This is a genomic window from Psychrobacter sp. AOP7-C1-14, assembly GCF_052376135.1.
GTDB lineage: Bacteria > Pseudomonadota > Gammaproteobacteria > Pseudomonadales > Moraxellaceae > Psychrobacter.
On the sequence record NZ_JBQSVH010000016.1, the window covers coordinates 56,502 to 70,933 of the forward strand.

Here is a 14,432-nt window from a genome sequence, read left to right on the forward strand (position 1 = left end):
CAGTACTTAGTTTAAAAAGAAAAAGGCTTACTCTATCATTACTGAGTAAGCCTTTTCTATGTGCTGTAGACTATGGCCTACCCCATTTGATCGTATTCTCGATCGGATCAATCAACATCTAATAGAAATGTAAAATTATCTATTAGAATTCAACCATCCCTGCACGTAGCTGTTCGATTAAGTCTAAAAGTTGTTGGCGCCATTCCCGTATTGTTGCTTCGTCAGGTAACCACTGATTGGACAAGGTGACAACATTGACAATCAAGTCTGGCGATGTTGAGCTATTACTCGATGTTTCATCTACGATCGTATCTGGTGGTACTGCATAAAGACAACGCTGATAAGCGCGCTCTATATTGGCAATAAACCCTTGCTGTTGTAATTGCTGCAAGCGCTGAATCTCGGGAGATATTTGTGTACGCTCATTCAGTGCTTGCTCAATATCAAGCAATGTCGGTGACGTCATATTCAAGCTATAGAAATGACCAAGTTCTTGGATAAATGCTAACAAAGCACCGTGCAAATGAAAAATAGCGGTCTCGCAATGTGCTTGATATAACTGCTTATCATTAGTATTTCCTGCAGATTGACAGGATAGACGACAAAAATAGAGCTTTTGATTGGTTCGATCTGCTTGATATTTAGCGACGCGCGTTTTATCTGCCATTGATTACTTATCCTTCTATGAATAGTGAATTAAAGCATATTTTCCAGTGTACTATTTTTTTAGATCATAGCACCATGCCTTTTTTGATTTTTTATACGCACAAAAAAGCCAGCGACTAGGCTGGCTTTTTCATTAAATTAAGCATGAGTCAAAAATATTCAACACAATTAATTGTCTTGGTTTAACTCTTGAGCGAATGCTTCATCAAAGCTTGCAAAATCTTTGCTATCCGTACTTGCAGTCATATCAAACGCTGCATTAAGATCTTTATCTTGTAGCTTCTGATCTGCTTTTTCTTTACGTGTCTTATGATAAGCAAGACCAGTACCTGCAGGAATCAAGCGACCAACAACCACGTTTTCTTTAAGACCGCGTAGCTCATCTACCTTACCAGTCACAGCAGCCGCAGTTAGGACACGAGTTGTCTCCTGGAATGACGCCGCTGAGATAAAGCTTTCAGTTGCTAGACTTGCTTTAGTGATACCAAGCAATTGACGCTCAAACTGTACTGGGAACTTATCTTCCGCTTCTAGCTTAGCATTCAAGGCTTTGATATCAGCATACTCTACCTGATCACCTTTGAAGTGGCTTGAATCGCCACCATCAGTGATTTCAACTTTACGCAGCATCTGACGAATAATAACTTCGATGTGCTTGTCGTTGATTTTTACACCCTGCAGACGATAAACATCCTGTACTTCGTTGACGATATAGTCAGCAAGCGCAGTTTGTCCTTTCAAACGTAAGATATCATGCGGGTTCTGTGGACCATCAGCGATCACTTCACCACGTGCTACCGTTTCGTTTTCAAAGACGTTGATTTGACGCCATTTCGGGATTAGCTCTTCATGTACTTCACCATCTTCGTTGGTGATGATGAAACGGTTCTTACCTTTGGTTTCTTTACCAAAGCTAACCACACCAGTCATTTCTGCCATGATGGCATGATCTTTCGGACGACGTGCTTCAAACAAATCAGCAACACGTGGTAGACCACCGGTAATATCTTTCGTACCAGAAGAAGCTTGTGGTACACGGCCTAAGATCGAACCTGCTGCAACCTTCTCACCATCACTCACGCGGATGATAGTTTCAGCTGGTAAGAAGTAAACAACTTCTTTGCCTTCGTCAGTGTTCAAGATGATCGCAGGACGTAAGTCTTTTGCTGAGCTTGAACGGTCACGAGTGGCTAAAATTTCAAATGAGCTCATACCAGTAGCATCATCAACCTTCACTGTTGCAGTGCTACCATCAATGATATCACTGAAGCGTGCTGTACCAGCAAATTCAGTAATAATTGGATGCGTATGCGGATCCCATTTAGCGATAGTTTGACCACCTTCGACCTGCTCTTCGTCTTTTACTAGTACGCTAGAACCATAAGGTACTTTATAGCGCTCACGCTCACGGCCAAGCTCATCGGTCAATGCGATTTCAGCTGAACGAGATACGATGACTAAATGACCATCAGTATGTTGAACCGTCTTCATGTTCTCGAAGTGTGCTTGACCAGCATTACGTACAGAGATGCTATTGTCTACAGAAGCCGAGCTTGCTGCCCCGCCTACGTGGAATGTACGCATAGTCAACTGAGTACCTGGCTCACCAATAGACTGTGCGGCCATAACACCCACTGACTCGCCGATATTCACTTTATGACCACGAGCAAGGTCACGGCCATAACATTGTGAACAAACGCCATGTTCGACATCACACGTAATTACTGAACGTACCCAGATATCATCAATCGCGTTGTTATCAAGGACGTTGACCCAGTACTCATCGATCAATGTACCTGCTGGAATCAATACTTTATCAGTATCATCATTGTAGGTAACATCACGAGCAGTCACACGACCCAGTACTAGCTCACCTAGCTTCTCAATGATTTCACCACCTTGAATATGTGGTTTCATGAGTAGGCCTTCTTCAGTACCACAATCATCGCTCGTGATAACCAAATCTTGTGCCACATCAACTAGACGACGAGTTAGGTAACCTGAGTTAGCCGTTTTCAGTGCCGTATCTGCTAGACCTTTACGTGCACCGTGAGTTGAGATGAAGTACTGTAGTACCGTCAAACCTTCACGGAAGTTAGCTTTAATCGGTGTCTCAATGATTGAGCCATCCGGCTTAGCCATCAGACCACGCATACCAGCCAACTGACGAATCTGTGCCGCACTACCACGAGCACCAGAATCTGACATGATAAAGATAGAGTTGAATGATTTCTGCTCGTCTTCTTCACCTTGTGCATTGATAACTTTATCTGTTGCCAAGTTGTCCATCATCGCCTTAGCGACTTTGTCATTGGTACGTGACCAGATATCAACGACTTTGTTATAACGCTCACCAGCAGTAACGAAACCTTGCTCAAATTGATCTTCGATTTCGCGAACTTCGCCTTCTGCCACTCCGATAATTTGCTTCTTAAGTGGTGGGATGACCATGTCATCGATACCGATAGACACACCAGATAGCGTTGCTTGAGCAAAACCAAGATACATTAATTGGTCAGCAAACATAACGCTCTCTTTTACGCCAACTTTACGGTAGCAAGAGTTGATTAAGCGAGAGATATTTTTCTTCGTCATCTCTTGGTTGCACTCATCAAACGTCATACCTTTAGGCATGATATTCCAGATAAGTAGACGACCAGCAACCGTATCTTTGATACTGATTTCTTTAGTCTCATTACCTTCTTCGTCAATTTGCGTTTCAGTAACACGCACTTTTATCTTCGCGTTTACATGTAGGTCGTTTGAACCAATTGCACGCAATGCTTCATTAACGGTAGCAAAAACCATGCTCTCGCCTTTAGCATTGATAGACGAGCGACTGATATAGTATAGACCCAGTACAACATCCTGAGATGGTACGATGATCGGATCACCGTTCGCAGGTGACAAGATGTTGTTGGTAGACATCATCAAGGCACGTGATTCAAGCTGCGCTTCTAGCGTCAATGGCACGTGTACGGCCATTTGGTCACCATCGAAATCGGCGTTGAATGCAGTACAAACAAGCGGATGCAACTGGATGGCTTTACCTTCGATCAATACTGGCTCAAATGCCTGTAAACCCAAACGGTGAAGTGTTGGTGCACGGTTAAGGAGTACTGGATGCTCACGGATAACCATGGCCAGCATATCCCAAACTTGTGGCTCTTCACGCTCTACCATCTTCTTGGCAGCTTTAATCGTCGTTGCTAAGCCATGAGACAATAGTTTGTTATAAGTAAATGGCTTGAATAGCTCTAGTGCCATTTTCTTAGGTAGACCACACTGGTGCAGGCGTAGTGTTGGACCCACAACGATAACCGAACGACCAGAGTAATCGACACGCTTACCAAGTAAGTTCTGACGGAAACGACCTTGCTTACCCTTGATCATATCTGCCAAAGATTTCAATGGACGTTTGTTACTACCAGTGATGGCACGACCGCGACGACCGTTATCAAGCAACGCATCCACTGATTCTTGCAACATACGCTTTTCGTTACGCACGATGATATCAGGGGCGCTCAGCTCAAGCAGACGCTTAAGACGGTTATTACGGTTGATCACACGGCGATATAGATCGTTTAAATCTGACGTCGCAAAACGGCCGCCTTCTAGCGGTACTAGCGGACGCAAATCTGGTGGTAGTACTGGTAAGATGTTCATTACCATCCACTCAGGCTTGTTATTAGAATCACGGAATGCTTCTAATAATTTGAGACGCTTAGACATTTTCTTAAGCTTAGTCTCAGAACCAGTTTGCGGAATCGCTTCACGTAGCTCATCAATCTCAAGATCCATATCGATATCTTTCAATAGGTCTTGGACAGCCTCAGCACCCATCTTGGCAGTGAATTCGTCACCAAACTCTTCAAGCGCTTTGTAATAATCTTCATCATCAAGCAACTGGTACTTTTCTAAGCTGGTTAGACCAGGTTCAGTGACGATATAGCTTTCGAAATATAGAACGCGTTCGATATCACGTAGCGTCATGTCTAGCAATAGACCGATGCGGCTTGGTAATGATTTTAGGAACCAAATATGCGCCACAGGACTGGCTAGATCGATATGACCCATGCGATCACGACGAACTTTAGCAGTGGTAACTTCAACACCACATTTTTCACAGATAACGCCTTGGAACTTACGGCGCTTATATTTACCACATAGACATTCGAAATCTTTTACTGGACCAAAGATTTTGGCACAAAAAAGACCATCACGCTCAGGCTTGAACGTGCGATAGTTGATGGTTTCAGGCTTTTTTACTTCGCCGTGCGACCATGACTTGATGACGTCAGGTGCGGCTAAAGTAATTTGAATGCTATCAAACTCTTGGTTACCGTTGCCGGTAGGGCTTTGCATGATATCGAGTAAATCTTTCAAGTTGCTTCTCCGTTATCTTTATAATCATCTGACAGCGTACCATTAACGCAGATAAGATGAATGAAGGCAATGAATAGGGTTGAGACAAATCACTAAAAGCAGCAGCAATAAAGCAGACTGCCTTTAGTGGACAACTAAGTTAAACAACGGGCTAGTTGCTTTGTTTTAACTCAATATTGATACCCAGTGATTTGATTTCTTTGGTCAGTACGTTGAACGACTCAGGCATGCCTGGATCCATGTACTGCTCACCATCAACAATGTTTTTGTACATACGAGTACGGCCTTCAACGTCATCCGACTTCACCGTTAGCATTTCTTGCAACGTGTAAGTCGCGCCGTATGCTTCTAGTGCCCATACTTCCATCTCACCGAAGCGCTGACCACCAAACTGTGCTTTACCACCCAATGGCTGCTGCGTTACTAGAGAGTAAGAACCTGTTGAACGTGCATGCATTTTGTCATCAACCAAATGGTTAAGTTTGAGCATATACATATAGCCCACAGTTACTTTACGGTCAAATTGCTGACCAGTACGACCATCATATAACGTTTGTTGACCATCACGATCCATACCAGCAAGCTCTAGCAAATCTTTGACCTGGCTTTCTCTTGCGCCGTCAAATACTGCGGTACCCATCGGGACACCGCCACGTAGGTTGGCTGATAGCGCCATGATGTCATCATCACTCAAGCTATCAAGATCAACTTGCTCGCCGCCGACTTGGTTATAGATTTTGTCCAAGAAGTCACGTAGCTCTTTGATCGCCGCTTGAGATTTGAGCATACCGTCAATCTTCTCGCCCAAGCCTTTCGCGGCCATACCCAAATGCGTCTCTAGAACCTGACCGATGTTCATACGAGATGGTACACCAAGTGGATTCAATACGATGTCAACGGTATTACCGTTTTCATCATAAGGCATGTCTTCAACTGGCATGATGCGTGAAACAACACCTTTGTTACCATGACGACCAGCCATCTTATCACCAGGCTGAATACGACGCTTAACCGCTAGATATACTTTAACGATTTTTTGTACGCCATGCTGCAAGTCATCACCAGCGGTTAATTTGCGTTTTTTCTCAGCAAATTTCACATCGATATCTTTTTGCTTATCAACCAAGTAATCAGAAATCTGGGTCAAACGCTCAGAGATTTCTTCTTCTACTGGTTGGATATCAAGCAATGTCTCAAGGCTCATATCTTTCATATCAGCCAATGCCATAACCGTACCAGCTTTCAGACCAGCACCGCCGCTAACTTTTTGGCCATCTAGTAGATTACCAATACGACCACGTGCTGCTTCTTCAAAGATACGTAGCTCTTCTTTCAAATCTTTGCGGTAGCTATCAAGCTGCGATTTTTCAATCGCTCTTGCGCGTGCGTCTTTCTCAACGCCATCACGGGTAAAGACCTGTACATCGATAACCGTACCTTTACTAGAAGTCGGTACACGTAGTGACGTGTCTTTTACATCCGCCGCTTTCTCACCAAAGATAGCCCGTAGTAGTTTCTCTTCTGGCGTTAGTTGCGTTTCACCTTTTGGCGTCACTTTACCAACTAAGATGTCACCAGCGTCAACTTCAGCACCAATATAGACAATACCTGCTTCATCAAGACTTGATAGCGCTGCTTCACCAACGTTTGGAATATCAGCAGTGATCTCTTCTGTGCCTAGCTTGGTATCACGAGCCACACAAGTCAATTCTTGAATATGAATCGTAGTGAAACGATCTTCTTTAACTACTTTCTCAGATAGCAAAATTGAATCTTCGAAGTTGTAACCATTCCACGGCATAAATGCGATGCGGATGTTCTGACCTAGTGCTAGCTCACCAAGATCCGTTGAAGGACCATCAGCCAAGATATCACCCAAAGCAATCTCATCGCCTTGGTTAACAATGATACGTTGGTTGATACAAGTGTTTTGGTTAGAGCGCGTGTATTTGATCAAGTTGTAGATATCGATACCCGCTTCACCAGCAGTCATCTCGTCTTCGTTTACACGAACAACGATACGTGATGCATCAACATCTTCAATCACACCGCCACGCTTAGCGATAACACAAACACCAGAATCACGAGCAACGTGACGCTCCATACCAGTACCTACCAACGGCTTATCAGCACGTAGTGTAGGAACAGCCTGACGCTGCATGTTCGAGCCCATCAAGGCACGGTTAGCATCATCATGTTCTAGGAACGGAATCAGACCTGCTGCGACCGATACTACCTGACTTGGTGATACGTCCATATGCGTTACTTTTTCAGGCGGCATACGAACAAATTCACCATAGCTACGTACACTCACCATCTCATCAGATAACGCACCATCTTCGGTCAATGGTGAGTCAGCCTGTGCAATGACAGTACCTACTTCTTCAATCGCTGATAGGTATTCAATGATATCCGTTACTTTGCCATCAATCACACGGCGATACGGCGTTTCTAAGAAGCCAAAGCTATTGGTTTTAGCAAATGTCGCTAGTGAGTTGATAAGACCAATGTTTGGACCTTCAGGAGTCTCAATAGGACATACACGGCCATAATGCGTATCATGTACGTCACGTACTTCAAAGCCTGCACGTTCACGAGTTAGACCACCAGGTCCTAATGCTGATACACGGCGCTTATGGGTAACTTCAGACAACGGGTTGTTCTGATCCATAAACTGTGACAATTGGCTTGAACCAAAGAATTCTTTAACCGCAGCCGCTACAGGCTTAGAGTTGATCAAGTCTTGTGGTGACAAATTATCTGATTCAGCAGAGCTTAGACGCTCTTTAACCGCACGCTCAACACGTACTAGACCAACGCGGAATTGGTTTTCTGCCATCTCGCCTACTGAACGAATACGGCGGTTACCAAGATGGTCAATGTCATCAACATCGCCGCGACCATTACGAATTTCGATAAGCTCTTTTAGAACGTTAACGATATCGTCGTTGGTCAATACACTGCGTTCGCGCTGTACATTAGGATCATCAGAGTTATCAAATTCTAGACCAAGACGGCGGTTAAATTTCATACGACCAACGTTCGATAGATCGTAACGATCTGCATTGAAGAACATGCTTTCAAACAGTTTCTCAGCAGTCTCAACCGTTGGTGGCTCACCTGGACGCATTACTTTATAGATTTCAATCAATGCTTCTTCACGGCTTGACGTACTATCAGCACGTAGCGTATCAGCAATATAACTACCTTGATCGATATCGTTAGTGAATAGAATGCTAAATTCTTTAAGCGCTTCACTGGCTTCAAACGCGCTTAATTTAACCAATAATTCATGGTCAATTGGCGTGTTCGCTTTAGCAATGATTTCGTCATTAACAACGATATCTTCCGCTAAGATACGCTCGTATAGATACTCATCAGGCACAGCAATCTTCGTCATACCTGCTTCTTCAAGCTGACGGATGCGACGTGCGTTGATGCGTTTGCCCTGCTCTACGATAACGTCACCTTCTGGTGATACGATATCAAACTGAGCCATCTCGCCACGTAGACGATCAGCAACTAGATCGATTTCAAACTGCTCTTCGCCTTTATAAACCGCAACTTTATCAAAGAATAAATCTAGGATTTCAGAAGTTGTTAAACCAAGTGCACGTAGAATGATTGATGCCAGAAGTTTACGGCGACGGTCAATACGAGCAAATACTAAGTCTTTTGCATCAAATTCAAAGTCTAACCATGAACCACGGTAAGGGATAATACGTGCGTTATAAAGCACTTTACCACTTGAATGCGACTTACCTTTATCATGGTCAAAGAACACACCAGGTGAACGATGTAGCTGAGATACGATAACACGCTCAGTACCATTGATAATGAAAGTACCGTTAGCCGTCATCAAAGGCATCTCGCCCATGTAAACGCTTTGCTCACGAATATCTTTGATAGCCGCTTTGCTGTCTTTGTCTTTGCTATCTTTGTCTTTGATGATCAAACGGATTTTGACACGCATAGGCGCAGCAAACGTTGAACCACGTAAGATACACTCACGCTCATCAAATTCAGGCGTGCCTAGATAGTACTCAACAAATTGCAGCTCTGCATTACCAGAGTGACTCTCAATTGGGAAAATAGAGGAATACGCAGCTTGCAAACCAGTATTCTCACGAGCTTTTGGCTTTTTGTGCTCTTGCAAAAATTGCTCATAAGAATCTACTTGAATAGACAGTAAATAGGGAACGTCCATTACAGTGGGCAATTCAGCAAAACTTTTGCGAATACGCTTTTTTTCAGTATAAGAATATGCCATCGAGAGTCCTTACAGTAAACGTGGAAACAAATTAAAAGCGTGGCCAGTCAGCATAAATACGATGCAAACGCGGCGACGTAAACGATAATATAAAACGGGTCTTCGTGTTCAGTTCATGTCTTTTCTGTCAATTACTACTTTACTCTTCAGTGCTTACCTAGCACACTTCACTTAATCTCGTCGTTGCTTGCTAAATTCATGGTAAGTGAATCAGTCTATATGACTGTTGCAACCAGAAAATTCAATATCGCATAGCCTACAATGAATTACTTATCAGGCTTGATTTACTAATACATTGTTGGGAATTAACGTCTATTAAGATTGCATATATACCGCTTGCCATCTAGACTACTTATTACCAACTATATCCCCTACACATACAAACTGTCTGTAAGACTAAATATCGACAGTCATGCCACATCAAGTAGGCAACTATGATCAACAGCTTTTTTGAGAATTAATAATAATCGGGGTAACTATAACTTTTAGAATCAGTATAAACTATAGTGTTAATAGGAAAGCATGCAGACACAAAAAAATGCCAAACATCTACAGACGTTTAGCTCATATTAACTGATTTCAAAAACTGGCATGTGTGCTTGCATGTATATCGTCTGTCCTTTTGATGGGTATCCACCGTGATGTTGCATACGTATGTTGGCAGACACAAAAGGTCAAGCTACGAATTATAGTAAAAAAAAGCTGGCAATGCAAGGCATTACCAGCTTTTTTTCGTACAGTAATTAAACTTATTTTAGTTCAACAGTTGCACCAGCTTCTTCAAGTTTCTTTTTCAACTCTTCAGCTTCAGCTTTAGATGCGCCTTCTTTGATTGGAGCTGGAGCGCTTTCAACCAAATCTTTCGCTTCTTTTAGGCCAAGACCAGTAGCTTCACGTACGGCTTTAATTACGCCAACTTTCTTCTCGCCAAAGCTGGCAAGAACTACGTCAAACTCGTCTTTTTCTTCAGCAGCAGCAGCAGGACCAGCAGCAGCAGGTGCAGCAGCAACAGCAGCTGTTACGCCGAATTTTTCTTCCATGTCGCTGATTAGCTCAACGATATCCATTACTGACATTTCAGCGATTGCATTTAACACGTCATCTTTAGATAGTGCCATGAGAACTCTCCGTTATCTGATAAAAATTAATTGATTCTAATATCGCTTTGATTGCTTGTCGACATTTCAAATAGGTGTGACAATAAAGTGCAACCAAGATTAGCGATGTTAAAGTTACGTTAAAACAAGCAATTAAGCAGCTTCTTTTGCGTCTTTGATTGCCGCTACAGTGCGAACGAACTTGCCAGGAACAGCGTTCATAGTCTGGACAAGCTTGGTCACTGGTGCATTCATAGTAGCCATCAAGATAGAGATTGCTTCGTCGCGAGTTGGTAGCTTCGATACGCGCTCTAGCTCTTCTGGACCATAAACTTCACCACCGACTGATACTAATTTGGTCTCTAAAGCTTTGTTATCTTTGCTAAAGTCGAAAACGACTCGAGCGGCAGATCCCAAATCTTCCATAGAGAAAGCCAAAAGTAGTGGACCAGTCATACGGTCTGACATGCTCTCAAACTTAGTGCCTTCAAAAGCGCGTTTTGCTAGTGTATTTTTTACCACTTTTAAAACAACACCTTTTTCACGAGCTTGTTGGCGCAGCTGAGTAAGCTGTGCAACACCAATACCGTGATATTCGGCAGCTACTGCTGAGTAAGCATTAGCAGCAACTTCAGACACTTCAGCCACAACTTGTTGTTTTTGTTCTAGCGTTAATGCCATAAGTTGACTCCTTTAATCTTATCAATCAACTTATAATAAAAGTGCTAAAAACAACGTTTTTATACGCTTGAACTATAAGCTAAGACTGACTTGATACGACACATTACCAGTAGATTCAATTAGTAAAAAAAGTATCTATTGGTAACGACTGATTACGGCACCGTTATCAGAATGACGTTGAGTAATAGTTTGAAGATTATAAATAATCATATCGCCCTATTCGCTCTTGTCTTAAACTGTGTGGGCCACCGTCTGCGTAGGACAACTAAGATTTTCATCTGTCGTCGATTAACAAAAGTGACTCATCATTATAGTAACTACCCGAAGATTATTACCTATAACTTTAAACCACTCTCTACCTACGGTCTTAGACAGCGTAGCAAATACTACGCTGACCTAATTCTTTAAAAACCATTTGTGTTTGTCATTCAAAATATTTGAAGCTCAAATACTGAAAGACAAAGACTTTAATTATTTAGCAGTACGATAAGGTACTGGATCGATCGTTAGACCTGGACCCATAGTGCTAGACAAGGTAATTTTCTTAATGAAAGTACCTTTAGAAGTAGCAGGCTTAGCACGCTTTAGGTCTGAGATTAGTGCTTGAGCATTTTGCATAACTTGCTCAGCAGTGAAACCTACTTGACCGATAGTGCTGTGGATGATACCAGCTTTATCAACACGATACTGAGCTTGACCAGCTTTCGCATTAGTCACAGCTTCAGCAACGTTTGGCGTTACTGTACCAACTTTAGGGTTAGGCATTAGACCACGTGGGCCTAGGATAGTACCTAATTGACCAACAACACGCATTGCATCTGGAGCTGCGATAACAACGTCAAAGTCCATGTTGCCGGCTTTGATTTGCTCTGCTAGGTCTTCAAAACCAACGATGTCTGCACCAGCTTCTTTAGCGGCTTCAGCAGCAGCACCTTGAGCGAATACAGCAACGCGTTTGGTTTTACCAGTACCAGCAGGTAGGTTGGTTGCACCGCGAACTACTTGGTCAGATTTACGTGGGTCAACGCCCAAGTTTACTGAAATATCGATAGACTCTTTGAATTTTAGCGCTGGCAAATCGTTTAGGATTTGAACCGCTTCTTCAATAGTGTACTGCTTTTCGTTATCAATACGGCTTTGAATTTCTTTTTGACGTTTGGTTAGCTTAGACATTATACACCCTCCACGGTAATACCCATTGAACGTGCAGTACCAGCGATGGTACGAACAGCAGCGTCAAGATCAGCTGCAGTTAAGTCTGCATCTTTAGTCTTAACGATTTCTTCTAGTTGTGCACGGTCAACTTTACCAACTTTAGCAGTGTTCGGTGTACCTGAACCTTTAGCAATACCAGCAGCCTTACGTAGTAAGTATGCAGCTGGTGGTGACTTCATGATGAAGGTAAAAGACTTATCGCTGTATACTGTGATCTCAGTTGGGATCGGCAGACCTGGCTCTTGGCTTGAGGTCGCAGCGTTAAATTCTTTACAGAACGCCATGATGTTCACGCCTTTTTGACCCAAAGCTGGACCAATAGGTGGTGAAGGATTTGCTTTGCCTGCAGGCACTTGCAGTTTGATGTAACCATCAATCTTCTTAGCCATGTTACTCTCCTGAATGGGTGATAGCGCCAAATTAACAGGGTATATACCTAATTAAATAACAGCTCCCCGGTTGATGAATATTTTGCTATTTTAGTCTAGTTTTTCAACTTTACTAAACTCTAGCTCAACCTGTGTAGGTCGATTAAATACGTTTACCGTTAGATGTAGCTTAGACTTCTCATAATCCACTTTTTCAACCAACCCTTTAAAGTCAGTAAACGGACCATCGATAACCAACAACTCTTCGCCTGGCTCGAATAGAGTCTTAGGACGTGGGTCAGTTTCAGTCTGGTTCAAGCGGTTTAAAATGCGATCAGCTTCTACTTGTGTAATCGGTGCAGGCATCTCAGGCGTACCACCAATGAAACCCATAATACGAGGACAGTCTTTTACGATGTGCCAAGTATTGTCGTTCATTTCCATTTGGATCAATACATATCCAGGGAAGAACTTACGCTCACTTTTACGTTTTTTGCCGTCTTTCATTTCGACGACTTCCTCAGTAGGAACCAATACATCACCGAATGACTCAGTGAAGTCACTACGATTAATACGATCAGTTAATGAACGTTGTACTTGTTTTTCATATCCTGAAAACGCTTGGACAATATACCAACGCATATCACGCTCCTGATCATTATAAATAAGTCGTTATAAGTAAATATCTTATTAATAGTCACTAATACGTGCTATTAACCGATAAAAATACCAACGAACCAATTAAAAAAGTTATCTAATAACCAAATAAACAAACCTGCAATCGCAATCACGACAATCACTTGCCATGTGTATTGAAAGGTTTCGTCTTTACCGGGCCATGTCACTCGGCGAAGCTCAACAGCAGCGTCTTTTAACAATATTTTAAAAGCACGGCCTTGGTGCGTTAACGCCAAACAAACTAATGCAAATACAACAAGTGCGACAATAATACCAATACGTACCCAGACGTCGTTGGCGGGTTGCCAATAGCCTGGTAAGTATTGATTTACTAGAGTCGCACCGATTAATACAGCTGCAGCAAGTAGCCACAAAATCAAATCTTTTGCTGAGCCAGTCTTAGCCACTTCAACAGCAGTAGTACCGCTAGCTGAAACGTGCTTATCTTTAGACAGCATTCCACCAGCACCCGCCTTGGTATCAGATAACTTAGTCTCGAGGTTATCTTGATCATTGCTCATAAAGAACTCGCTTCGGAGATGGTGGGGTACAACAAAGATGTGATAAGAAGATGGCAGGCGATGTAGGACTCGAACCTACAACCCTCGGTTTTGGAGACCGATGCTCTACCAATTGAGCCAATCGCCTATGGGTGTAAAGGACAGCATTATACAATATTTAGCATAGAATGCAAGCCCTTGGCGGTAAAATTATTAACTTTACCTGATTTGGCACTACGGTAGTCTAAAATAACGGCTACCGTTGAGTGCAGCGATAATATAACAAGCTACGCCACAGATTACAATATGCTATCTAATAAATAATTGTCCTTATCATACATATCGTAAATGATTGCTTCGCTATAGTTTTCAATTCTAAATTTTTCAGCACAATTCTAATAACTATTTGTTATTTTGTTTAATAAAAAAAGGCCACCCTGATTAGGATGGCCTTTTTTATGACTAACTCATAAGCTCATTACTGAGACTTAATGATTAGTTCAATACGCTAGCAACAACACCAGCGCCTACAGTACGGCCGCCTTCACGAATAGCGAAGCGAAGACCTTTG

General features: G+C 42.6%; 9 protein-coding genes, 1 tRNA gene and 1 pseudogene. All 11 read right to left on the reverse strand.

Annotation, left to right across the window (positions count from 1 at the left end; genetic code table 11):
* Positions 1-142: 142 nt before the first annotated feature.
* Entirely contained in the window at positions 143-667 is a 525-nt protein-coding gene (locus ACT3QN_RS10680; RefSeq protein ID WP_444523251.1) for a DUF6586 family protein, read from the reverse strand.
* 167 nt (positions 668-834) lie between these two features.
* Complete coding sequence (rpoC, locus tag ACT3QN_RS10685) at positions 835-5,052, reverse strand: DNA-directed RNA polymerase subunit beta' (protein WP_444520346.1); 4,218 nt, start codon at positions 5,050-5,052, stop codon at positions 835-837.
* A gap of 151 nt (positions 5,053-5,203) precedes the next feature.
* Positions 5,204-9,322 (reverse strand): DNA-directed RNA polymerase subunit beta, encoded by a 4,119-nt coding sequence (gene rpoB / locus ACT3QN_RS10690; RefSeq protein WP_444523250.1) that lies wholly within the window; start codon positions 9,320-9,322, stop codon positions 5,204-5,206.
* Positions 9,323-10,071: 749 nt separating this feature from the next.
* Positions 10,072-10,440, reverse strand: a complete 369-nt coding sequence (gene rplL / locus ACT3QN_RS10695; protein WP_444529209.1) for a 50S ribosomal protein L7/L12 — start codon at positions 10,438-10,440, stop codon at positions 10,072-10,074.
* Positions 10,441-10,572: 132 nt separating this feature from the next.
* Complete coding sequence (gene rplJ / locus ACT3QN_RS10700; RefSeq protein WP_444520349.1) at positions 10,573-11,100, reverse strand: 50S ribosomal protein L10; 528 nt, start codon at positions 11,098-11,100, stop codon at positions 10,573-10,575.
* Positions 11,101-11,571: 471 nt separating this feature from the next.
* A complete protein-coding gene (gene rplA / locus ACT3QN_RS10705; RefSeq protein ID WP_444520350.1) occupies positions 11,572-12,273 on the reverse strand; it encodes a 50S ribosomal protein L1 in 702 nt (233 codons plus the stop codon).
* Positions 12,273-12,704, reverse strand: a complete 432-nt coding sequence (gene rplK, locus ACT3QN_RS10710) for a 50S ribosomal protein L11 (protein WP_444523249.1) — start codon at positions 12,702-12,704, stop codon at positions 12,273-12,275. The genes rplA and rplK overlap by 1 nt, the downstream gene beginning before the upstream one ends.
* Before the next feature lie 90 nt (positions 12,705-12,794).
* Complete coding sequence (nusG, locus tag ACT3QN_RS10715) at positions 12,795-13,325, reverse strand: transcription termination/antitermination protein NusG (protein WP_201599900.1); 531 nt, start codon at positions 13,323-13,325, stop codon at positions 12,795-12,797.
* A gap of 71 nt (positions 13,326-13,396) precedes the next feature.
* Positions 13,397-13,882 carry a preprotein translocase subunit SecE gene (secE, locus tag ACT3QN_RS10720; protein ID WP_444523248.1) on the reverse strand — a complete coding sequence of 162 codons (486 nt, stop codon included), beginning with the start codon at positions 13,880-13,882 and terminating at the stop codon, positions 13,397-13,399.
* A gap of 51 nt (positions 13,883-13,933) precedes the next feature.
* Positions 13,934-14,009, reverse strand: a tRNA-Trp gene (locus ACT3QN_RS10725).
* 347 nt (positions 14,010-14,356) lie between these two features.
* A pseudogene (locus ACT3QN_RS10730) lies at positions 14,357-14,432 on the reverse strand (elongation factor Tu); the annotation flags it as partial.